At 35.6% G+C, this 23,532-nt stretch carries 26 protein-coding genes; 18 read left to right on the top strand and 8 right to left on the bottom strand.

The window, feature by feature from the left end; all coding sequences use genetic code 11:
• Nucleotides 1-42: 42 nt before the first annotated feature.
• Genes thrC through thrA form a run of 3 tightly spaced genes read right to left on the bottom strand, consistent with a single transcriptional unit; the run spans nucleotide 43 to nucleotide 4,841 of the window.
• Nucleotides 43-1,350 carry a threonine synthase gene (gene thrC, locus M2265_RS20620; protein ID WP_021192493.1) on the bottom strand — a complete coding sequence of 436 codons (1,308 nt, stop codon included), beginning with the start codon at nucleotides 1,348-1,350 and terminating at the stop codon, nucleotides 43-45.
• A 7-nt stretch (nucleotides 1,351-1,357) separates the two neighbouring features.
• The gene (locus M2265_RS20615; protein WP_132770956.1) at nucleotides 1,358-2,338 is read right to left on the bottom strand and encodes a homoserine kinase; all 981 of its coding nucleotides are present in this window, start codon (nucleotides 2,336-2,338) and stop codon (nucleotides 1,358-1,360) included.
• Nucleotides 2,339-2,393: 55 nt separating this feature from the next.
• A complete protein-coding gene (gene thrA / locus M2265_RS20610; RefSeq protein ID WP_132770957.1) occupies nucleotides 2,394-4,841 on the bottom strand; it encodes a bifunctional aspartate kinase/homoserine dehydrogenase I in 2,448 nt (815 codons plus the stop codon).
• Nucleotides 4,842-5,372: 531 nt separating this feature from the next.
• Here thrA and M2265_RS20605 point away from each other — a divergent pair.
• Nucleotides 5,373-5,957 carry a C40 family peptidase gene (locus M2265_RS20605; protein ID WP_021188582.1) on the top strand — a complete coding sequence of 195 codons (585 nt, stop codon included), beginning with the start codon at nucleotides 5,373-5,375 and terminating at the stop codon, nucleotides 5,955-5,957.
• Between the two features lie 105 nt (nucleotides 5,958-6,062).
• Complete coding sequence (locus M2265_RS20600) at nucleotides 6,063-6,575, top strand: phosphoribosyltransferase family protein (protein WP_132770958.1); 513 nt, start codon at nucleotides 6,063-6,065, stop codon at nucleotides 6,573-6,575.
• 80 nt (nucleotides 6,576-6,655) lie between these two features.
• On the opposite strand, the gene M2265_RS20595 is transcribed toward M2265_RS20600, so the two are convergent.
• From M2265_RS20595 to M2265_RS20575, 5 genes are all read right to left on the bottom strand, one after another.
• Entirely contained in the window at nucleotides 6,656-8,122 is a 1,467-nt protein-coding gene (locus M2265_RS20595) for a lytic transglycosylase domain-containing protein (protein WP_132770959.1), read from the bottom strand.
• Between the two features lie 153 nt (nucleotides 8,123-8,275).
• Nucleotides 8,276-8,476: a twin-arginine translocase TatA/TatE family subunit gene (locus M2265_RS20590; protein WP_031287456.1), complete on the bottom strand. Its 201-nt coding sequence runs from the start codon at nucleotides 8,474-8,476 to the stop codon at nucleotides 8,276-8,278.
• Nucleotides 8,477-8,571: 95 nt separating this feature from the next.
• Nucleotides 8,572-9,825 (bottom strand): murein hydrolase activator EnvC family protein, encoded by a 1,254-nt coding sequence (locus M2265_RS20585; protein ID WP_243655440.1) that lies wholly within the window; start codon nucleotides 9,823-9,825, stop codon nucleotides 8,572-8,574.
• A 148-nt stretch (nucleotides 9,826-9,973) separates the two neighbouring features.
• Entirely contained in the window at nucleotides 9,974-10,765 is a 792-nt protein-coding gene (locus M2265_RS20580; RefSeq protein ID WP_132770961.1) for a DUF4292 domain-containing protein, read from the bottom strand.
• Nucleotides 10,755-12,464: a tetratricopeptide repeat protein gene (locus M2265_RS20575; protein WP_132770962.1), complete on the bottom strand. Its 1,710-nt coding sequence runs from the start codon at nucleotides 12,462-12,464 to the stop codon at nucleotides 10,755-10,757. The genes M2265_RS20580 and M2265_RS20575 overlap by 11 nt, the downstream gene beginning before the upstream one ends.
• Before the next feature lie 283 nt (nucleotides 12,465-12,747).
• On the opposite strand from M2265_RS20575, the gene rplM reads away from it, so the two are divergent.
• The 16 genes from rplM to M2265_RS20495 all read left to right on the top strand — a co-directional run bounded on the left by rplM (nucleotide 12,748) and on the right by M2265_RS20495 (nucleotide 23,526).
• Nucleotides 12,748-13,191 carry a 50S ribosomal protein L13 gene (gene rplM / locus M2265_RS20570; RefSeq protein WP_021188576.1) on the top strand — a complete coding sequence of 148 codons (444 nt, stop codon included), beginning with the start codon at nucleotides 12,748-12,750 and terminating at the stop codon, nucleotides 13,189-13,191.
• A gap of 11 nt (nucleotides 13,192-13,202) precedes the next feature.
• Entirely contained in the window at nucleotides 13,203-13,589 is a 387-nt protein-coding gene (gene rpsI, locus M2265_RS20565; protein ID WP_021188575.1) for a 30S ribosomal protein S9, read from the top strand.
• 18 nt (nucleotides 13,590-13,607) lie between these two features.
• Nucleotides 13,608-14,405 (top strand): 30S ribosomal protein S2, encoded by a 798-nt coding sequence (gene rpsB / locus M2265_RS20560; RefSeq protein ID WP_021188574.1) that lies wholly within the window; start codon nucleotides 13,608-13,610, stop codon nucleotides 14,403-14,405.
• Nucleotides 14,406-14,598: 193 nt separating this feature from the next.
• Complete coding sequence (gene tsf, locus M2265_RS20555) at nucleotides 14,599-15,435, top strand: translation elongation factor Ts (protein ID WP_021188573.1); 837 nt, start codon at nucleotides 14,599-14,601, stop codon at nucleotides 15,433-15,435.
• A 235-nt stretch (nucleotides 15,436-15,670) separates the two neighbouring features.
• Entirely contained in the window at nucleotides 15,671-16,552 is an 882-nt protein-coding gene (locus M2265_RS20550) for an SDR family oxidoreductase (protein ID WP_021188572.1), read from the top strand.
• 88 nt (nucleotides 16,553-16,640) lie between these two features.
• Nucleotides 16,641-18,197 (top strand): serine hydrolase, encoded by a 1,557-nt coding sequence (locus M2265_RS20545; protein WP_132770963.1) that lies wholly within the window; start codon nucleotides 16,641-16,643, stop codon nucleotides 18,195-18,197.
• Nucleotides 18,181-18,408, top strand: a complete 228-nt coding sequence (locus M2265_RS20540) for a VF530 family DNA-binding protein (RefSeq protein WP_021188570.1) — start codon at nucleotides 18,181-18,183, stop codon at nucleotides 18,406-18,408. Before M2265_RS20545 ends, M2265_RS20540 begins: the two co-directional genes overlap by 17 nt.
• A gap of 190 nt (nucleotides 18,409-18,598) precedes the next feature.
• Nucleotides 18,599-19,453: an NAD(P)-dependent oxidoreductase gene (locus M2265_RS20535; protein WP_132770964.1), complete on the top strand. Its 855-nt coding sequence runs from the start codon at nucleotides 18,599-18,601 to the stop codon at nucleotides 19,451-19,453.
• An 8-nt stretch (nucleotides 19,454-19,461) separates the two neighbouring features.
• Nucleotides 19,462-19,920, top strand: coding sequence for an SRPBCC family protein (locus tag M2265_RS20530; protein ID WP_132770965.1), 459 nt, complete (start codon nucleotides 19,462-19,464; stop codon nucleotides 19,918-19,920).
• 18 nt (nucleotides 19,921-19,938) lie between these two features.
• On the top strand, nucleotides 19,939-20,184 hold the full coding sequence (locus M2265_RS20525) for a hypothetical protein (RefSeq protein ID WP_243655435.1): 246 nt from the start codon (nucleotides 19,939-19,941) through the stop codon (nucleotides 20,182-20,184).
• 126 nt (nucleotides 20,185-20,310) lie between these two features.
• Nucleotides 20,311-20,481, top strand: a complete 171-nt coding sequence (locus M2265_RS20520) for a hypothetical protein (RefSeq protein ID WP_243655436.1) — start codon at nucleotides 20,311-20,313, stop codon at nucleotides 20,479-20,481.
• 11 nt (nucleotides 20,482-20,492) lie between these two features.
• Entirely contained in the window at nucleotides 20,493-20,933 is a 441-nt protein-coding gene (locus M2265_RS20515; protein WP_132770966.1) for a VOC family protein, read from the top strand.
• Between the two features lie 61 nt (nucleotides 20,934-20,994).
• Nucleotides 20,995-21,468 carry an OsmC family protein gene (locus M2265_RS20510; protein WP_132770967.1) on the top strand — a complete coding sequence of 158 codons (474 nt, stop codon included), beginning with the start codon at nucleotides 20,995-20,997 and terminating at the stop codon, nucleotides 21,466-21,468.
• A 73-nt stretch (nucleotides 21,469-21,541) separates the two neighbouring features.
• Nucleotides 21,542-22,117, top strand: a complete 576-nt coding sequence (locus M2265_RS20505; protein WP_021188564.1) for a pentapeptide repeat-containing protein — start codon at nucleotides 21,542-21,544, stop codon at nucleotides 22,115-22,117.
• Nucleotides 22,118-22,174: 57 nt separating this feature from the next.
• Nucleotides 22,175-22,546 carry a hypothetical protein gene (locus M2265_RS20500; RefSeq protein WP_132770968.1) on the top strand — a complete coding sequence of 124 codons (372 nt, stop codon included), beginning with the start codon at nucleotides 22,175-22,177 and terminating at the stop codon, nucleotides 22,544-22,546.
• Nucleotides 22,547-22,749: 203 nt separating this feature from the next.
• Complete coding sequence (locus M2265_RS20495) at nucleotides 22,750-23,526, top strand: ABC transporter ATP-binding protein (RefSeq protein WP_132770969.1); 777 nt, start codon at nucleotides 22,750-22,752, stop codon at nucleotides 23,524-23,526.
• Nucleotides 23,527-23,532 lie beyond the last annotated feature (6 nt).

Here is a 23,532-nt window from a genome sequence, read left to right as displayed (position 1 = left end):
AGAATATAAATTAAATAGGCCCATTTAAATGAGCCTATTCAACTATTTATGCGTGATTAAGTAATTTTTAAAAACAGCATAATCAACAGGAAAAGCTTCTACAACCTTATCTTTATTGTGTAATTGTTCAACGCCTAAAGGCAATTTAATTTTACTGAATACCTGCTCCGAAATAGCATCCGGAAATTTACAAGGGTGTGCTGTAGATAAAAATACAGATCCATAAGAACCTGGATGTTCACCACGGTAAGCCTGTGATCCCAACCAAGCAATAGCCGTATGCGGACAAGCCACATAATGATAAGTATGGTGCAACTGTTCCATCGCTGCCCGAGTTTCCTTATCTGTATACGTGTATGTGGTGATCATGCCTTTTAAATTATCCAGATTATAATCAAATAAATCTTGAATACGAACCCAGTTACTCGGATCCCCGACATCCATCGCATTTGCTAAAGTTTGTACAGATGGCTTGGGTTCATATTTTCCAGATTTAATAAAACGTGGAACAGTATCATTTGCATTTGTAGCCGCAACAAACTGCTCTACAGGAAGTCCCATTTTGAAAGCCAATAAGCCGGCACCGATATTACCAAAATTACCACTTGGCACCGTAAACACAACTCTGTCCGAGCCTTGCGCTTTCAATTGTGCATAAGCATAGAAATAATAAAATGTCTGCGGGATCAGACGTGCAATATTAATGGAATTAGCCGATGTTAATCTCAGTTGTTCATTAAGCTCCGGATCATTGAAAGCTCGTTTAACCAATGCTTGACAATCATCAAAAGTTCCATCAATTTCAATGGCTCTTATATTTTGGCCATTAGTAGTTAATTGTAACTCCTGAATATCAGATACTTTACCTTTTGGATACAAAATGGTAACACGTGTACCTGCAACACCCAAGAAACCCAAAGCAACTGCTCCGCCCGTATCTCCAGATGTCGCAACCAGTACATCCAATAACTTATCATCTGCACCCGAAAAATACGCCATAACACGACTCATAAAGCGCGCACCAAAATCTTTAAAGGCATAAGAAGGCCCATGAAATAATTCTAATACCGCAGTATCAGAACTCAAAAACTTAACAGGAGCATCAAAATTAATAGCATCGGCTATAATATTTCTAAGCACATCAGCAGGGATATCATCTTCAATAAAAGCTTGAGCTATTGTAAATGCAATTTCTTGAAGCGAATATTGTTGTATATTTTTGATAAAATAGGGATCCAATTGTGGAATCTCCAGAGGCATATAAAGTCCTTTATCTGCAGGTAGTGAATTAAAAACTGCATCTTTAAAAGAAACACGTAATGCTTTATTATTGGTACTGTAAAATTTCATAATAATCTTAATTTAATACTTTAGGTCCATCAACATTAACACCCGATACATATCCATAACTTTCAATCTCTGATTCAGCTAGATGAGCCTTGATCTGTTCAACGATCTGCTTCGCCATAGCCTTATCCCTTGTGATTGCCACAACAGAAGGACCTGAACCAGAAATGCCAAAACTCAATGCACCATTTTCTAATGCAATTTGCTTCATTTCATAAAACTGAGGAATCAAAATGGCCCGAGTCGGTTCGATCAATACATCCTGCATACTTCGCGATATGAGATCATAATCATTTTTAAAGAGCCCTGCTACAAGTCCTGCAATATTCCCCCATTGAATTACGGCATCTTTTAACAACACCTTTTCTTTAATCAATTGGCGTGCGTCACGGGTAGGAACATCAACCTGTGGAAATACCACAGCAGCAACTAATTCTTCCGGTACAGGCAAAGGAATGAGATCCAGAGGGTCATGTCCTCTAATCAAGGTAATACCGCCAAATAAAGAAGGAGCAACATTATCAGCATGACCATGTCCACATGCTAATCGTTCGCCTTCCACACAAAAAGGTAATAGTTCTTCTTTAGAAAGGGGATCGTCCAGCATTTTATTAATAGCAAATAGACCTGCCACAGTACTCGCAGCACTTGATCCCAAACCTGATCCAATAGGCATATGCTTATGTAATTCAATTTCGACTCCCACTCGATCTTCTAACTCCAGATGCTGCAATAGAAACTGTACACAAGCGGACACCGTATTTTTGTCGGCATCCATCGGAAGACGTCCATCATCACCTGTGATTTTAGTGATCACAACTCCTGGTACACTCGTTTTTCGCATGATTACTTCATCTCCTGGTTCTTCTAAAGCAAAGCCCAAAATATCAAAACCACAAATCATATTCGCGACTGTCGCCGGAGCGAAAACATGAATGTGATCCAACATATTATCCAGATTTATCTTTTTCTTCGATAGAGAAGTTTTCATATTTAATATTTATTACTGTTATCCAATGCAATAACAGGTCTAGTGAAACTTTTGATTATGCGCCAACATTTACTAAATCTGCAAATACTCCCGCAGCTGTTACTTCAGCTCCGGCACCAGGTCCTTTGACCACCAGTGGTCTTTCCTTATAACGTTCTGTCGTGAATGAGATAATATTATCACTTCCAGACAGTGCATAAAAAGGATGCTTGTCGTCTACAATCTGTACAGAAATAGAAACAATTCCATCTTCTAATTTTCCAATATAACGGATCACTTTATTTTCAAGACGAGCCTTTTCTTTTAATGCTTCAAAATAACTGTTCTCGTTTTTAAGCTCTTCATAAAAAGACTCCACTGAATCTGCTTTCAAGCATGGTTCAGGTAATATTGCGCCTAAATTGACATCTTCAGCTTCGATTGGATAACCTGCATCACGTGCTAAAATCAACATTTTACGCATAAAATCAACTCCACCTAGATCATCACGAGGATCCGGCTCAGTATAACCTAGAGCCTGCGCTTGTTTTACCACATCATAAAAAGATGCCTCATCTTTAAAATTATTAAAGATGTAAGAGATTGTTCCAGAAAGTATCGCTTCGATTTTAACAATACGGTCACCACTTAACATCAAGTCTTTCAAAACACGCACAATCGGAAGACCGGCACCAACGTTGGTCTCATAGAAGAAATCAACACCATGCTTATGAGCCGTCTCCCGCAATGTTTTGTATTGTTCGTATTTTCCTGAATTAGCAATTTTATTGCAGGTAACAATTGAAATATTAGATTGGAAAATTCCCTCATAATAGCTAGAAGGCAATCGACTAGCAGTATTATCTATAAATACACAATTAGGAAGATTGAAACCTTTCATACGTTCCACGAATACCGCTAAATCCGCATCCTCACCCTGTTGCAAAAGTTCACTGTCCCAATTTGCCAAATCAATACCATCTAGATTAAACAACATTTTCTTGCTGTTTGAAATACCAACCACCTTGATTTCAAGATCATTTTTACTAAGCAAGAAATCGTATTGACTCTCCAATTGCTTGAATAAAGTAGAACCAATATTTCCAGTTCCCAGATTAAAAACATAAAGTGTCTTCTTAAGTTCAGCAAAAAAAGCATCGTGAACAGCATTCAGGGCTTTTGATAAATCATTCTTCGAAATAATAACAGATATATTATATTCCGAAGATCCTTGTGCAATTGCACGCACATTAATTCCATTGCGGCCCAATGAAGAAAATAATCTTCCTGACATACCTGGAGTTTTCTTCATATTCTCACCAACAATAGCCAATACAGACAGGTCATTTTCGATTTCCGGATTGATTAATTTATTAGCCTGTATTTCCAGTTCAAATTCATTTTCAATTAAACTCTTAGCACGTAATGCATCTTCTGGATTGACCGCAAAAGTGATACTATGTTCGGAAGAAGACTGGGTGATTAAGACCACATTAATCTGCTCTCTCGCTAATAAAGTAAACAACCTGCCACTAAATCCAGATTTACCGATCATTCCTGAACCGCTCAGGTTAATAACAGATATTTCTCCTATCGAAGAAATACCTTTAATTGGTAAAGTTGTTTTTCCACTTTCAAACTGAATAAAAGTACCTGCGAAATCTGGCTCAAACGTATTACGGATCACAATAGGTATCTTCTTTAGAAAAGCAGGAATCATCGTTGGCGGATAGATGACCTTGGCGCCGAAATAAGAAAGCTCCATAGCTTCTGTATAAGAAAGAACAGGCAACGAAAATGCTTTTTTTACAATCCGTGGATCCGCAGTCAGCATACCATTAACATCTGTCCATATCTCGATTGCAGTAGCATTCAAAATAGAACCAAAAATAGCGGCAGTATAATCTGATCCTCCCCTACCTAAGGTTGTCATACGTCCGTTCTCATTAGAAGCTATAAATCCAGTGACGAACATAAGTTTATCATTGTTTGTTAAATACAATGACTTAACAAGTTGTTCTGTCAACTGATCGTTAACATGAGCATGTCCAAAATGAGAATCTGTTTTAATATAATGAGATGCATCAACAAATAAAGATGCTTCTAAATCCTGTTCCGAAATTTTAGATACCATGAAGGTAGAGCAACGTTCACCATAACTTACAATCAAATCCTTACTTTGCTCACTTAACTCTCTTAATGCATAGATGCCCTGCAATAATTCTTCGATCTCGTTGAAAAACAATTTGAGTTTAGTAAAAACAGGATTTTGGTGTCGCACAACTATTAATGCCTTAATAACATCGAAATGCTTAGTTTCTATCAAAGCTAAATCTTCTTGGAAAGACTTGCCTTCAGAAGCATCAATAGCCATTTTACAAAGTAAATTAGTAACTCCTGACATGGCAGACAAGACGACCAACGGTTGCTCTCCAGAGTTGTACGATTTCTTCACAATGCTAAGTACTGCTTTGATACTAGCTGCAGAGCCCACCGACGTTCCTCCAAATTTTAAAATCTTCATAATATATACTGTTTGTTTGTTTGTTTGTTTTAAGCATAAAAAAAACGCCTTCACTCTGAGAGGAAGGCGTTTATGAAATATCTTGTCTACATTTCTATACAACGAAACTACCTCCTCCTAAGTTTTATCCCGGTGGTAATAATAATCGATGTAATAATTATAGAATTTTTCATTGCTGTTGCTTTACTTTCGTAAATATAATGCATTATTTATCAACTATCAAAATAAAATCTCATTTTTTTGATATAAATTTAATAAAACACCTTCTTATATATGAATAACACATTACTACAACAAATCTAGGCACGTATCATTTATCATCACTGTAGTTTAAAGTTTACAATTTACCCATCGGAGTTAAATTGCATCTCAATAAATAAAGTGTTAAAAACGTTAAAAATTCGTTAAATACATGTCATTTTTTTTGCAAAGTAAGATGAGTTGTATTATATTCGCAACAGTGATGTCCAAAATAGTTAACATCCAACAACAAAAAAGAATAAGTTTAAAGTTGTACAAAAAAGCGATTTAATGAAAACAAAGAAAATATTAGCAACAATGCTATTTATAGGCTTATGTCTAGTGTCGCAGGCACAATCAACCAAAACCCAATCTAAACCGGAATCAGACCCGGACAATCTAGCTAAAGAATACTTCTCCCAAATAATGGGTGTTGCAGTTTCAGCAACTACAAATACAAAATTATATCAGTTTGTTTATGAATGGTTAGGAACTCCCTACCGATTAGGAGGTGACTCCAAAAGAGGAATCGATTGTTCTAAATTCTCATTTGAATTATACGAAAAAGTATTCAATACAACATTAGGATATAACAGCCGTAACCAATACTCTCAAATTAAACCTGTTAAGAAAGATGATCTAAAAGCAGGAGATTTAGTATTCTTTAAAATCCGAAGTAAAAGCATTACACATGTTGGAGTTTATATTGGCGATAACAAATTCGCACATGCTTCTTCGAGCAAAGGTGTAATGATAAGTAATTTAGGAGAGGCATATTGGAGACGTTATTACTATGATGGTGGTAGACTACCTGATGACAACAAATCGCTTACAGCCGAAATTATAAATGCTGAGAAATCTGAAAAATTTAATTAATAAATTTTTCTAAATAATATTTTCAAGAGTCCGAATGTCATGACATTCGGACTTTTTTTTGCAAAGAATTTAGTACTTTTACCCGTATATAAATTTAGTACCACTATGTCGTCAAAGAAAACGCTCATATTAGATAAAGAACAGATTAAACAAAAATCGATACGAATCGCTTATCAGATTTTAGAAGATAATTTTGAAGAAAATACGCTTGTATTGGTCGGTATTGCTGATAGAGGTTATGTTTTTGCACAGAGACTGCAAAAGATTCTAGAGGAAATATCGGATAAAGATATTGAGTTACTTAAAGTGACGATGAGCAAAACAAGCCGTTCCCTAAAAGCTGAAACAGATCAACCCATCGAAAATGTTAAAAATAAAACGTTAATACTAGTTGATGATGTACTGAATAGCGGAAGAACGCTTGCATATGGTTTAGGCGTATTTTTGAATGTCCCTATTAAAAAGATGAGAACTGCAGTTCTTATTGATAGAAGTCATCCAAAATTCCCCATTGTAAGCGATTATTATGGGCTAAAATTATCAACGATATTAAAAGAACATGTGGAAGTTAACTTACTAGGCTATGAAGCAGAAGATGATGCTGCATGGCTGGTATAACATCATAAAGCTATAAAAAATAAGCGTCCAACTTTTTATAGAGTTGGACGCTTTATTTTTACAGAAACTTAGGTCGAAATTTATCCCCGATTAATCTTCAATTTCATACCAGGCTTTAACCTCGAATGTGATAAATTATTATCAGCCTTCAACTTAGATAATGACACCCCTTTATTATTTGCGATCTCTGATAGCGTATCACCTTTTTTTACAGTATAAAAAGCAAAATTCGACTTTCTTTGAGTTTCAGCACTTGTTTTCTGAGCTAAACGCGTATTGACACCACTACTGCTAACAATTAATGAAGCACCAGTCTTTACAGAAGATCCCTTTACGTTATTCCAAGCTTTTAAATTTTGAACACTCACATCATATTTCTTCGCTATAACAGCTAAAGTTTCACCTCTTCTAACACGATGTGTACTTGTTTGAGCGCTTCGCTTATTACTCACACGCACATCATCATTCGCTAAAGCCACTACTTGACTAGGAGTTTCTACTGTTGTATTTAAAGCAAGATAAAGTTGATCCTTATTCATATCAGCTGCTAAAGCAGGAATGATCAAACGACGATGTATTTCATCAGAGCCATTAACGATCCCTTTTTTATATGCTGGATTTAACACTTTTAAACTCTCCTCAGAAACATTTATCGCTTTAGCAACCTCTGCTATCGAAATGAATTTATCAATCTCTAATACCTGCGTATTTAAGGCAATGTCTCCATCCTTAGCTTCAATACCATGATCTTGTGCATATCCTAAAGTATAAGTCATAGCGATATATGCAGGAATATAATTTCTGGTCTCTTTTGGCAGAAAAGGAGCAACTTCCCAAAATGAAGGTTGAATTTTGCCAGATCTTAAAATAGCTCGTTTCACACCACCTTTTCCACAATTATAAGAAGCTATCGCCAACAACCAATCCCCAAATTCAGCATACGCTTCCTTCATATATTTTGCGGCAGCATAGCTTGAAGCAATTGGATCTTTACGTTCATCAACATAATTGTCCATTGTTAAATTATAGATCTTTGCTGTCCCATACATAAATTGCCAAGGCCCTGTAGCACCAACGCGAGAAACATCATGTGGATTTAACGCAGACTCTATAATGGAGAGGTATTTAATTTCTTTTGGAACTCCTACTTCAGCAAGAATACGTTCATAATGCGGAAAATAATACTGCGCCAATCCTAACATGCGGGACATATGCCCTGCATAATTCTTAGAATTATAAAGATCAATATATTTTCGAACATGTTGGTTATAGTCTAGAGGGACTTCACGTTCTAAGGAATTTAGTTTTCGAACGACAGTTACATCTTCGATATCAAATAAAATTCCTTCTACTTCTTTTTCACCGGCATTTACAAATTTGATACTATCAAGCTGCTGCAGAATAGATGCATTTTCACGATCTATACTCGCTAACATGATTGCTTGAGTAGAATTTCTCATCTCTTCAATAGACTTTTCTTGTGCAAACAAACAACATGTCGTAAATGCTAAGCCTATCGTCAATAGAGTCTTCTTGCTTTCAATCATCTTTTTTAATTATGGTTGATAAATAGAACCTAAGTAGTCCTTATTACAAAGCATGTATTTTTACTACATACCCTCATTAACAATACTGGAAACTGTACAAAATGAAATAAGATTTTACTGCTGTAAAATCTTATTCCTCAAAAACAACATAAATTACTTATTATCAGTTGTTTTCTCTTTAGTATCATCTGTAGAATCCTCTTTCTGTCCGTCTTTGAATTCTTTTACACCTTTACCTAATCCACGCATCAATTCAGGAATCTTTTTACCGCCAAATAATAATAATAATATTACAACGATTATAATTAATTCCTGACCTCCAATACCCATTATTAATAACCCTGATGTCAACATAACTTATAATTTACTGTTTTTCAATATTCACTTTAAGTATATACACTTATACCCTAAAAACAAATGTACATAATAATTTTTATTTCTATATTTTTTTAATTCGCTAACCATGATTGCGGATTCATCGGGATTTGTCCTTGCCAAACCTGGAAATCTAAAACTGGCGCATCTAAATCCGGATCATTAGCTACTGTTCCAATAGCCTGACCTGCTGACACTTTCTGTCCTTTAGACACACTAAAACTAGCTAAATTACTATACACCGAGAAGAATTCACCATGTGAAATAATAATCACCTTCAATCCATTTAAAGTTAACGTACTTGTTACAGTTCCAGAAAACACTGCCTTAACAGTTGCGCCACTAGAAGTTTGTAATTTTAATGACTCATGACTAACTGAGACGTTCCGTCCTGTTCTATCCGTACCAAAACTTTGTAATATCTTAGCATTGGAAACAGGCCATGGCAGTCGTCCACGGTTAGATCTAAAATCAGCTGAAAGTCGAGCCGCTTCCGGAGTTGCACGCAACACTTCTGAATCTGATTTACGAGCCGTAGATTTGGATGATTCCTTATTATCGTCTACTTTAGTGTCATTTTTCTTCGCGCTCCTTGCTGCAGCAGCTTCCGCAGCTCTACGAGCAGCTTCTTGTCTTCTACGCTCTGCTTCAATTTCTCTTTTAATGATAGCCTGAATTGCAGATCTTAACTTACGCTCTTCTTTTTGCTTCTGCGTAATATCGCGTTTTACACCTCGTTCAGTCGTAATTAAAGAACTCAATTCATTAGAGAACACAGCACGTTGTTGTGCAATAGTTTTCTTCTCTTGCTCTTGCTCATTCAATAACTGCTTATGCTTATTACGATCAGCCTGTAACTGTGCTATTTTTTGCTCAATCTGCTTTTTAGTTCCTTCAATCTCACTTGCTTTCAATTTTCGAGAATCATTGAATTGCTGCAAATATTTTACACGACGAAAACCTTGATTAAAATCCTTTGAAGCAAAAATAAACATCAACTTATTATAGGCATTGCGGTTACGAAAAGCGAACATAATCATCTTTTCATAATCATTACGCATTTTCTCCAACTCTGCTTTCAATTTATCTACAGCGCTGGTATTCGTATTAATCTGGCGATTAATCAAGCTTAATTCAGAACTTATCGTTGTAATTTTCTCTTCACGAAGATTAATCTGACTACTTAAAGCACTGACCTGCTTCTGAGTCAAAATCTTTTCTGTAGTCGTTTCTTTTAGCGTTTTTTGCAATTCCGCTATTTCACGATTTATTTTTTCACGTTTTTTTTCAAGCTCTGCACGAGTCTGCGAAAAACCGATTCCCAGCATCAAAAAAAACGCAGTTAGACTTAGTGTTATTTTCTTTAAATTCATCTATAGTAATCTTTTACTAGCAGTTGAGTCTGAATATAATATGTTCAATTAAATATAGTCTCAAATGCGAAAGTAATAAATCTTAAGGATTATCGTACTAACATTAATTAATTACTTTGTATTTATTGGAGATAGTAAAAGGCATTTCAATAGCTTCATTAAATGAAATTCTGCTGTAATTGAAGTTTGCTTTAATATTCATATCACCTCCTGAAATCAGTAATTCTAGACCCATCGGAAACAATTGCCCACCTCCATTTGAATAATCTGCATAACTAGCCTCCAATTTCTGTCCTTTTTCAGGCTGCTCCAAACGAAAGGAATCTAACCTATTCTGTTGATTAACTAAATATAAGTAAGTCAATGCATTCTTTTGACCACGCAACTGAATTGGTACACTCGTTTGATCAACCTCAAAATCGGTTGTATTTAACAGATTCGTTGAAAAATTGGCTAAAAACAAATCTTGAACATTTGAAAAAGTTAAATCCTCACTTGCATATTGATACAAGTAACTAAAGGGTTTTGCTATATATTCCCCCTGAAATTTATTTAATATCTGAACACTATCTGGAGTAATCAAAACCCGGCCTATTTCTATACCCAATAATGCCGTAATAGAAATCCAGATTCTTTTATCTTTTTCAATCCTTATATTAGCTGTCACATCGTATGATGACTTTCCTAAATCTATTTTGCTTTTAGCTTTGCCAGAGAACGTAGTAAAGTCCAGATTTGACAACAAAAATTTCTGAACTACCGCATTTTTAGAATCTTCCTTACTGATCGTTTCAACTACCTCAGGCTTACTCTCTACTTTACTCATTTTTTTCTTAGTACTGCAGGATGCCAATACAACAAGCAATAAAAGTGTAACAACAGATTTATTCCACATACGATTTCTTATTTATTTTCTCTCTCAACTTCTCCATATTGGTTTCAGTAGATCCCCCCATAGCCAAAGCACTTTTCCATTGCTTCATCGCTTCTGTTATTTTTTTATTTTTAATCAAAATATCACCATAATGCTCCAATAGGACTGTTGAAGGCGATTTTGAATTTTTTATTGCCTTTTCAATCCAAAGCAATGCATCAGCATATTTACCCTGTTGAAATAAAACCCATGCATAAGTATCTTCCAATGTCGCATCATTAGGTCGTAACTTATTTGCTGTCTCTGCAAAATGAGCCGCATCATCTAAATCCTGATTTCTTAACGCTAAATAATAAGCTAAATTGTTCATCGCACTTACATTTGTACTATCTAAGTTAATAGCCTCTCTATACGCAACATCTGATGCTGCTTCCATTTTAAGCGAATGATAAATATCGCCCAGACCACTATAAATATTTGATTGAAAAATGGCATTCTCATTTTGACCATTATTCAAAGCTGCCTCCATCAAATTTCTAGCTAAATCATAATTTCCTTTCAATGTATATGCGATTGAACTGAAGTACAAAATAACAGGATTATTGGGAATATTGTGTAAAGCTTCACCGCCATGTTCTATAGCTTGATCATATTGCTCCAACGCCAAATCAACATTCATGAGCATACGCCATGCATCAATTTGATAAGGATTGATACCTACTGCAATAGAAAAGGAAGACTGTGCCCCAACTAAATCATTACGCATCCAATTCACCTGCCCCTTAGCCACATGACTTTCTGCTACGCGAGGATGTACATCAACCAATATATTAGCTAATTCTTGTGCCTGGTCGAATGAAAATCCACTATTAGGAGCTAATAAAGATAAGATAATTCTATTTTTTTCCGAGAAATCAACACTTTTAGATAAAAAGGCTTGTTTTAAGTAATCATAAGAAAGCTTAGCCTTCCCAGACAAACGGTACTCATCAGCCAGATCTAAAAATAAGTAATCGTCTTTCGCATTCGCAACACCGGTATTTAATATCGCAATAGCTTTTTTAGGATCTTTAATTCCACGATAAGCCTGTGCCAATTGACTGTACACCTGTGCCAAAGGAGATTTTTTAATTGCCCAAGGTTCAAGAACCTGGATTACAGCAGGAAAATCATCTTTTGACAATAGCAAAGTAGCACCTATAACGTCAAGCGTATCGGTAGCTCCCGCTCGCTCTCTAACATCCTTATATAAAGCAAAAGCCTCATCTTTTTTGTCACTGTTAAACAACAACATAATCTTCTCGCGATTCAAGGCCGCAATGTTGACCTTCTCCTTTGTCATCAGCAGATCCAATGAACGGATCGCACTAGGGAGATCACCTTTTCCTTTATTAACATCGATATTGAAACTTAAATATTCATTTTTAGGATTAATTTCCAAAGCTTTATTTACTTCCTCCAAAGCACGATCAGCATTACGCATCTGTCCAAATAAAACGGCTTTAGTAAAATAAGCATCATCAGCATTAGGATATCGCGTAGTAATGGCATCCAAAGAATCCATGGCCTGCTTGAAATCACCGTTCCTCAAAAAAACTTCAATATTTTTTAATTGTTGCGAATAAGGTTTTTCTTGCTTGCTCTCCTGTGCTGAAACCCTTTGTCCAACCGTAGTTAACAATGTTACCAATAGCGCGTATTTCAAATATTTCTTAAACATAAATAATCCTTCTCGTTCAACAATTACTGTATTAATATGTTGCAATATACTAATAATGGACAACTGTTAAATAGTGCTATTGCATTTCAATAGGTTATTTTTTGATGATTATGACATTACCCGGCATTTAAATTAATCTTAAGTGCTTCAGATTAAAATGAAACTGTCTAAAATAAAGTAAAATAGATTTTCGTAATCAAGAAATTAAAAGTACCTTTGCAGACCCTTGAGACACAGGGAAAAGAAGTGAATAAAATTTTATTAATTATTTAATTAAAAGCAAGTGAATACGTTAAGTTACAAAACTGTCTCTGCCAACAAGAACACCATCAACAAAGAATGGATCGTTGTTGATGCTGAAGGCGAGATTTTGGGGCGCTTGGCAAGCGAAATTGCGAAAGTAATTCGCGGAAAGCACAAGCCATCGTTTACCCCTCACGTAGATTGCGGAGATAATGTTATCGTTATCAATGCAGAAAAAATTAGATTGACAGGTAATAAATTGGGTGACAAAACTTACGTTCGCTACACGGGATACCCGGGTGGTCAACGTTTCATCACTCCAAAAGAATTATTGGCAAAACACCCTGAGCGCGTTATTGAAAAAGCTGTTCGTGGTATGCTTCCTAAAAACCGTTTAGGTCGTCAATTGTTTAAAAACCTTTATGTTTATGCTGGAACTGAGCACAAACAAGAGGCTCAAAATCCAAAACCAGTTAAATTTTAAGGAGAATCGACATGTCAACAACTAATACTTCAGGAAGAAGAAAAACTGCTGTTGCCCGCATTTACTTAACTGCTGGTAGCGGAGTCCTTACAATCAATGGTAAAGACTACAAAGAATATTTCCCAACATTGCCTTTGCAATACATTGTTACTCAATCATTAGAAGTAGCAGGTCAAGCAGGGAATTTTGATGCGAAAGTGAACGTTAATGGAGGTGGTGTAAAAGGACAAGCTGAGGCTGTACGTTTAGCTATTGCGAAAGCATTAGTTGAATTAGACCCAGAAGTTAAACCAGCTTTACGTGCTAAAGGTTTAGTTACACGTGATGACCGTATGGTTGAGCGTAAGAAACCAGGACGCAAGAAAGCTCGTAAGAGATTCCAATTCAGTAAACGTTAATCAAAGGAGGATCAAAAAATGGCAAGAACAACTTATCAAGACTTATTGGATGCAGGTGTGCACTTTGGTCACCTTACACGTAAATGGGATCCGAAAATGGCTAAGTACATTTTCATGGAACGTAACGGTATCCACATCATTGACTTGAACAAAACGCTTACGAAATTGGAAGAAGCTGCTTCAGCTATCAAACAAATCGTAAAATCAGGTCGTAAGGTTTTATTCGTAGCAACGAAAAAACAAGCAAAAGAAATCATCGCTCAACAAGCGAAAGCAGTTAACATGCCTTTCGTTACAGAAAGATGGTTAGGTGGTATGCTTACAAACTTCACAACAGTTCGTAAGTCCATCAAAAAAATGTCTACTATTGACAAAATGCAAAAAGATGGTACATACGATGTATTATCTAAAAAAGAGAAGTTGATGATTCAACGTGAGCGTATCAAATTAGAGTCTCTATTAGGAGGTATCGCTGATTTGAACCGTTTACCGGCTGCTTTATTCATCATCGATGTGAAAAAAGAACACATCGCTGTTACTGAAGCAATCAAATTGAGCATCCCTACTTTTGCAATGGTTGATACAAACTCTGACCCTTCAAACATTGATTTCCCAATCCCTGCAAATGATGACGCTAGTAAATCTATTAGCTTAATCGCTGGTATCATTGGTCAAGCAATCCAAGAAGGTTTGGACGAGCGCAAACGTGATAAAGAAGACGAAGCAGAAAAAGAAGCAGCTGCAGCTAAGGCTAAAGTTGATACTACTGAAGCTTCAGAAGCTAAACGTCCTCGTAAAGCGAAAGACGGAGAATAATATTTTTTATTCCAAACCGGATAGCGTAGCGTTGGTTTCTGGAAAAGAATTCTTTTCTTAGACTGACCTATCTGTCCGGTTTTTTGGTTTATCATTTCTCGAATAAGAAATGATAAACTTTATATTAGCTTAACAATAGTTATGCTAATATTGTCAAGAAAATAATAAGTCAAAAATTTAAAAAGAATATATCATGTCAGTACAAATTTCTGCATCAGATGTAAACAAGTTGCGTCAACAAACAGGCGCAGGTATGATGGATTGTAAAAAAGCGTTAGTTGAAGCAAACGGTGATTTCGAAGCTGCTGTTGATTACTTACGTAAAAAAGGAGCTAAAGTTGCTGCTAGCCGTCAAGACCGTGATTCTAACGAAGGTGTTATCATTGCTAAAGCTGCAACTGATGGTAAATCAGGTATCGTAGTTGAAGTTAACTGTGAAACTGATTTCGTAGCTAAAAATGCTGACTTCGTGGCTTTCGCTGATTCAGTTGCTGAAGTTGCTTTAGCAAACAAACCTGCTACTTTAGAAGACCTAAAAGCATTAGAAATTGGCGGTACTAAAATTGCTGATTTATTAATCGAGCAAACTGGTAAAATCGGTGAGAAAATTGACGTTTCTAAATACGAAACTGTTTCTGCTGAGAAAGTTGTTGCTTATATCCACGCAAACTACCGTCTAGGTGTATTAGTTGGTTTATCTGCAAATGTTGATGGTGTTGAAGAAGCTGGTAAAGATGTAGCTATGCAAATCGCTGCAATGAACCCTATTGCTATTGATAAAGATGGTGTTGATGCGCATACAATCGAGCGTGAAATTGCTATCGCTAAAGAACAAATCATGGCTGAAGGTAAACCTGCTGAAATGGCAGAAAAAATCGCTGCTGGTAAATTGAACAAATTCTTCAAAGAAACTACTTTGTTGAACCAAGAATTCGTGAAAGATAACTCTAAATCTATCGCTCAATTCTTAGATTCAGTTTCTAAAGGCTTAACTGTTACTGCATTCAAACGTGTTCAATTAGGAGCATAAATGCAAGAGAACATGAGTTAGCTCATGCGTCTTAAACATATAATCATAAAAGGCTTGTCTCAATGAGACAGGCCTTTTGTTCTTTAAATAACTTACTCCCCCTCCCGTATTTCCAACCACCAGGAACAAAGTTTATCAAAGACATTAAAAAGCATATCATAAATAACTCGAAAAGGAAGATTTTTTTTTTGTAAATTGGATGATATAATTGATTACAAACACTAAATAATATCACATGAGTACAACACAAGGAATGCTTCGTGAGGATGCACTAATGGGAAAAAACATATTGATTACCGGAGGTGGAACAGGTCTTGGTAAAGCTATGACCCGATACTTTTTACAATTAGGGGCACAATGCATCATCACGAGTCGAAAAGACGATGTTATCCAACAAACCGCAGCAGAGCTTAGTAAGGAAACTAATGGTAAATGTATAGCAATTGCTTGTGATGTTCGCGATTATGACCAAGTAGAGAAAGTTATTAATTATGGTATTAAACAGCTTGGCTCAATTGACATATTAGTGAATAACGCCGCCGGAAATTTCATCTCGCCGACAGAAAGATTAAGCCACCGTGCATTTGAATCTGTTTTAGGAATTGTACTTCAAGGTACCATAAACTGCACACTGGCACTTGGAAAAATTTGGATTGCAAACAAGGATAAAGATAAAACAGTACTTAATATTGTAACGACCTACGCAAGTACCGGTTCAGGATATGTCGTACCCTCTGCTTGTGCTAAATCTGGAGTATTAGCGATGACAAGATCGTTAGCAGTTGAGTGGGGACGCAAAGGAATTCGATTAAATGCAATTGCTCCCGGCCCTTTTCATACAACTGGCGCTTTCGACCGCCTCTTTCCAAGTAACCTAAGTGACACCCTCAACCCTGTCAACAGGATACCTCTTGGAAGAACTGGTAACTTACAAGAATTAGCCAATTTGGCTGCATACCTCGTTTCCGACTATTCAGCATACATCAATGGTGATGTGATCACAATCGATGGCGGAGAATGGTTAAAAGGTGCTGGAGAATTTAATGGACTCGATGCCGTTTCAGAGGAACAATGGGACACGGTTGAAAAATTGACCAGAGGAGCAAAAAGTACTTAATACATCCCTTAAAAATTACTGTATTTCTTATATTAAGACTATACAATTGCTGTTTTATTTAGATATTTGAATATAATCTCACAAATGAATGAAAAAAATAGCTTGTATAGCTCTTCTATTTTTTAGCAGCACTTCTTTATTTGCACAGCATATACAAGAAAGTGTCGTAGACTCCATTGTCCAGAAAACATTATTAACCTTTAATGTGCCGGGAATAGCCGTGGGTATCGTAAAAGATAACCAGGTAATATTCGCCAAAGGATATGGTATTGCCGACTTAAATAGAATGAATAAGGTCTATGCTTCAACGAACTTTGGAATTGCCTCCAATTCAAAGGCCTTTACAACCACTGCCCTGGCTATTTTAGTAGATGAAGGTAAATTAAACTGGGATGACCACGTACAAAAATACCTCCCGGAATTCAAGATGTATAATGATTATGTAACTAAAAACTTCACGATTCGTGATCTGCTAACTCACAGAAGTGGTTTGGGACTAGGTGCCGGAGATTTAATGATATGGCCCGATGGACATGACTTTACTCCCGATGACATTATCCATAACATCCAGTATTTAAAACCTACATCCGATTTTCGCACAAAATATGATTATGATAATCTGCTATACATTATAGCTGGAAAAGTTTTAGAAAAAGTATCAGGCCAAAGTTGGCAGACATTTATTCAGGAAAGGATATTTAAACCGTTGGCAATGAATCATTCTGCACCAAATTGGAACATGTTGCAAGATCGCCAAGATGTGATCGCTCCACATGTACCTCTAGATGGTATAAATCATGTCAGTACACGCTATACCAATACCATTTTGGATGCAGCCGGAGGCATATACTCCAATGTGGTCGATCTCAACAAATGGATGATTTTTCACCTCAACAACGGCGACAATAATGGACATCAGCTGATCACCAAGAAGCAATTAAAAGAATTGATCACACCACAGACAATCATGCCTGTCAGTACTGTTCCTCCTTACAACTCGATATTCAGAGCATATGGCCTTGGCTTTCGTCTGACAGATATGGCGGGTAAATTAGAGGTTTCCCATACGGGTGGATTAGAAGGAATTGTCACACAAATCGTTATGCTTCCACAATTAAAACTGGGTATTGTAGTGCTCACCAATCAGCAAGAAGGTGCAGCATTCAGTGCCATCAGTAATACGATAAAAGATTTTTATTTAGGTATTAACGATCAACACTGGATTACCACCTATCAAACTTCAATTGCCAAAAACAATGCTGAAGCTGATCTCATAACACAGAAAACGTGGCAAATCGTAGAAGAGAATAAAAACATTCAGGACAAATACCGGCAAACAATACCAGGTAAATATCTCGACAACTGGCTTGGAGAAGTATCAATTAAAGCTGAAAATGGACGATTAACGTTCGCTTCAAAACGTTCTCCCCAACTCACTGGTGAACTTTACTATTATCAAGACAGCACGTATGTTGTCAAATGGTACAATCGCTTGATGTATGCAGATGCATTTGTACACTTCACTATTCAAGACAAAGAAATAGCTGGTTTTACAATGAACCCGGTATCACCACAGACAGATTTTAGTTTCGACTTTCAAGATCTAAATTTTAAAAAACACACAAACAATGGAACAAAAAAATAACCCACTTCACGGAAAAAGACTGGATACAATACTAGAATATCTAATTGCTTATTTTGAAGGTTGGGAAGGATTAGGTGAACGGATCAATATTCGCTGTTTCAACGAAAACCCCAGTATTAAATCATCGTTAGCTTTTTTAAGAAAAACACCGTGGGCAAGAAAAAAGGTCGAGGAATTATATCTTAAAATTTACGAATACGAAAACAAGTAGTTATCATTAAAGATGATTATTTCTAAGCCTATTCAATTCATTTATAAAAAAGGTTATTTACAAAACTCTTCCGTTAACGAAGCCGTAAATAACCTTTTCTTGTAATCACGCTTATCAAACAAATAATCACCTCTAAAAGTAAAAACCATCTTAAAAAATAGTTGTTATACCTGTTATAAACTTAATACATATGCATCATAAAAATATAGGTTGGATCGGATTGGGAAACATGGGATTTCCAATGGCAAAAAATCTAGAAAATGCAGGATTTCCCCTTTCCGTCTTCAATCGAACTCCAAGTAAATCAGAACCATTCACAGATCTTTCAGAAGTTTATATAAGTGCCGTTGAATTAGTCAAAAACTGTGATATTATCTTCACCATGGTTTCGAACGACGCGGCAATAATAGATCTTTATGAAGATATATTTCATCTTGAAGATATATCAGGAAAAATATTTATCGATATGAGTACGATTTCCAAAGACCTTACTTTAACGATAGCACAAAAAATTCAAGAAAAGCAAGCTCGGTTTATGGATGCACCTGTAGCAGGGAGTACTGTTCCTGCTAAAGAAGGAACATTGATTATCATGGCTGGTGGAGAAGAAAAAGACCTGCAAGAAGTATTACCCTATTTAAATAAATTAGGTAAGGCAGTAAAGCATGTTGGCCCCGTAGGAAGTGGTATTTCAGCTAAACTGGCTATAAATTATTTTCTCTCTATCATCTATCAGGGCCTTGCCGAAACAGTTTTATTTGCTGAAAAAAGTGGAATTAAAATAGAAGACATGTTAGAAATAATCAATGAAAGTGCCTGTGGAAGTGGAGCCACTAAAGTAAAAACTCCACTCCTATTACAGCAAGATTATGCACCCGCCTTTGCTTTGGACTTCATGTTAAAAGATCTAAACCTTGCAAAAAAAGAAGGTGTTAACACCCCAATGAATACAGTGCTACTGGAAACGTATCAAAAAGCACATGATGCAGGATTAGGAAAACAGGATGTTATCAGTATTATTAAGTATTTAAAACAGATTCAGTAATACACGTTATGAAAAACCAAATATCTGTAGAAGCTCAAATGTTAATTAGAAAACCTGTTGAACAGGTGTTTCAATCATTTATAGATCCTGCGATTACTGTCCATTTTTGGTTTACCAAAAGCTCCGGAAAACTAGAAATTGGAAAAACAGTTATTTGGGAATGGGAAATGTATGGTGTAAAAAGTACTGCTAAAGTACAGGATATCATCGTCAATGAAAAAATTACAGTACTATGGGGACCACCCGAAACTTTAGTAGAGTTCAATTTTAAATCACTGTCTCCAGATCGTACGTATGTCACAATCCATCAAAGAGGCTTCCAGCAATCAGGAGATGAATTATTGCAAGTATTAATAGATTCTACCGGAGGATTTACAACGGTACTCGATGGTTGCAAAGCATACCTTGAACACGGTATAAATCTAAATTTAATTGCAGACAAATTCCCCAAAGAAGCGCTGTTATAAACTACTAAAATTACCAATATGAAAATTCTAAAGAAAATAGTTATTGTATTGCTTCTCATAGTGGCAGTACTTTTAATAACAGCTCTATTTCTTAAAAAAGATTATGCTGTTAAAAGAGAAATTACCATTAACAAACCAAAACAAGAAGTATTTGATTATATCAAATACCTACGCAATCAAAATAACTTCAGTAAATGGGCAATGATGGATCCTTTAATGACAAAAACATATCAAGGTACAGATGGAACTGTTGGATTTATTTAAGCTTGGGACAGTAAAGCAGATAGTGTAGGAAAAGGGGAGCAGGAAATTGTTAAAATCGAAGAAGGCAAAAGAATTGATTTTGAAATTCGATTTATTAAACCATTTGAATCCAAAGATAAGGCGTACATGATCACAGATTCAATATCTCCAACTGCAACAAGAGTAATCTGGGGATTTGATGGACACATGAGCTACCCGATGAATCTCATGCTGCTCTGTATGGATTTTGATAAAATTTTAGGCGGCGATTTAGCGACAGGCTTAGAAAGGTTAAAAACAAAACTAGAAACGGAGTAAATAAAAATACCATGACAACAATCAATCCTTATTTAACATTTGAAGGCAACTGCGAGGAGGCATTTAACTTCTATAAAAATGTTTTCAAGAAAGAATTCCAGTACATAGGTAAATTTGGTGAGATGCCTACAGCTGAGGGACAAACACCGCTATCACCAGAACAGAAAGATAAAATCATGCATGTTTCATTACCCATACACGGAGATAGTATTTTAATGGGTAGCGATAGTATTGATGGTAATTGTGGAAATTATATAAAAGGAACGAATATTACACTATCAATTAACAGTACAGATAAAGAAGAAGCAGATAGGCTCTATGATGTACTTTCAGTCAATGGAATACAGTCTATGAAAATGACTCAAACATTCTGGGGAGCATATTTTGGCATGTTAACAGATCAATTTGGCATTAATTGGATGATCAATGTTGATAATAATACCCCGGAATAGAAAATTATTATATTAATTTTAGAAAGCTGAATGATCAATTCAGCTTTCTAAATACGTTAATATGGCAAAAGAACATCAATACAAGCAAAAAGTAATCTGGACGGGAAATACTGGAAAAGATACCGCTTCCTATAAAGACTATAAACGTGATTTTGAAATCAGCATACCGCACAAAGCAGTAATTGCAGGATCTTCAGATCCTGCTTTTTTAGGTGATCCAACAAAACATAACCCAGAAGATTTATTCCTAAGTTCACTATCAACGTGTCATATGCTTTGGTATTTACACTTTTGTGCCGAATCGGGTATACAAGTAGTACGATATGAAGATCAACCGATAGGTATTCTAACAGAAGAGAAATCTGGGGCTGGTCAATTTACAAAAGTTACACTCCAACCAACCGTCTGGATCAGAAATCCAGAATTGATGACACTTGCCACAGAATTACATACTAAGGCCAATGCATATTGTTTTATTGCAAAATCAATTCGGATTCCTGTTCATCATGAACCCATTATACTCATAGTTCTGTAGCATCTTATAAACTGATATAAATAAAGAGGACTATTTATAACATATTCCTAATTTAAAATTTCTATTTTTGGATATGACCGCAGCATATTACGAAGGAGAAAAAATAACTTTCATCGATTATAAAAAAAATAACTTTGAACAAGCTGAATACGATAATTGCCGTTTCGAAAACTGCGACTTTTCAAACAATAAATTAAACAATAGCATTTTTGCAGATTGTACATTTATAGATTGTAATTTCTCATTAGCCGAATTATCCGGAACAACATTCCAACAAGTCCTATTTAAAAACTGTAAACTATTAGGCTTACAATTTCAGCAATGCAACCGCTTCGGTTTATCTTTTACTTTTGAAAACTGCAATATCGATCATGCTTCATTTTATCAATTGAAGCTAAAAAAAACAACCTTTAGAAGTTGCCAATTACGGGAAGTAGATTTTTCTGAAGCAGATCTAACAGGGTCATCTTTCCAAAATTGTGATCTAAATCAAGCAATATTTGATCAGACCAATTTGGAGCAGGTCGATTTTCGAGATGCACAAAATCTGATGCTGTCACCGAATAAAAACAAATTAAAAAAAGCAAAGTTTTCACTCCTAAGTCTGCCTGGCCTACTTAGCGAATATGATATCAAAATCGAGTCGTAATTTTAAACTTTTCTAGTGTTCTTTTGTTTTCTCTATATATAGAAAGGAGAATTTAAAATGTCTAAAAAGAAAATCGCGAATGAAGATGAAGTTCAAAATTCAAACGCCGACCAATTAGCTTACGATCCAGATAAACAATCATTTTCATTAGATGTGGAAGATAGCGACCCTGATTACGATCACCCAAGTGATTATAATACTGTCGCCGAAGGGGCTGCAGATGACGATTCTACTTACGACAATTCAAACCCCTACGTTGGAGATGAATATGCAGATTTAGACGAACTCATCGAAGACGATCTCGAAGAAGGTGGAATGCGGATTGAAGGAGAAGTAAAATTGAAGCCAATAGATAAGAAACTAGCCGAAACACCGGAAGATTTACGCGATGATTTAGATGAGGAAGGCTATCCCATTAATTATGATTAATGGACCTAGCGTAAATTTCTAGAAACATATACAAATGAATATACCACAGATTCATTTTAGAAATGGATATCGTTAAATATTCTCTATAATACGATATCCAAATCTTAAATTCTTAAACCTTTTTAATCAAATATTTCTTTCTCCATAAATTAGTATCATTACCCTTTCAAATTTTATATCTTTAGCTCAGAATAATTTATTTTATGGATGTGAGCAAACCAATTATCCGAATTTCAAATCTTAGAAAATCATACGGATCAAAAGAAATATTAAAGGGCATAAATCTTGATATTTATCCCGGTCAAGTAATCGGTTATATTGGCCCCAATGGTGCCGGTAAATCGACTACAGTTAAAATACTTACGGGTTTGATAAATGATTTTGAAGGAGAGGTTTTTATTAATGATATAGATATTAAAGAAGATCCGCTTACCGTAAAAAGTCAAATCGGTTATGTACCAGAAAATGCAGAACTATATGAGGTATTGACGCCTATGGAATACCTTGATTTTGTAGGTAAACTGTATGTTATGGAAGATACATTAATTCAACAAAGGGCACAACAATTACTTAAAGCATTTGGTCTTGAAGAAAATTTAAATAACAGGATGGATACATTTTCTAAAGGTATGCGCCAAAAAGTATTATTAATTTCAGGTATAATACATAATCCCCAAATTATAATTTTAGATGAACCATTATCCGGATTAGATGCTAATGCTGTTATTATTGTAAAAGAATTGATTTCCCTTTTGGCTAAAGAAGGCAAAACAATATTTTACTGCTCGCACATGATGGACGTTGTCGAAAAAGTATCCGATCGCATTATGTTAATCTCAGAAGGTAATATTATAGCTGATGGAAGTTTCGAGCAATTAAAAACGAACCAATCTGATACGTTGGAACAAATTTTCTCAAAACTCACAGGAAAAGAAGATGGAAACATAGATGCATCACATATTATTTCAGCAATTCGATAAAATAAT

It is taken from the genome of Sphingobacterium kitahiroshimense, assembly GCF_025961315.1.
Classification (GTDB): Bacteria; Bacteroidota; Bacteroidia; order Sphingobacteriales; family Sphingobacteriaceae; genus Sphingobacterium; species Sphingobacterium anhuiense.
This window is presented reverse-complemented; position numbering and strand designations above follow the sequence as displayed.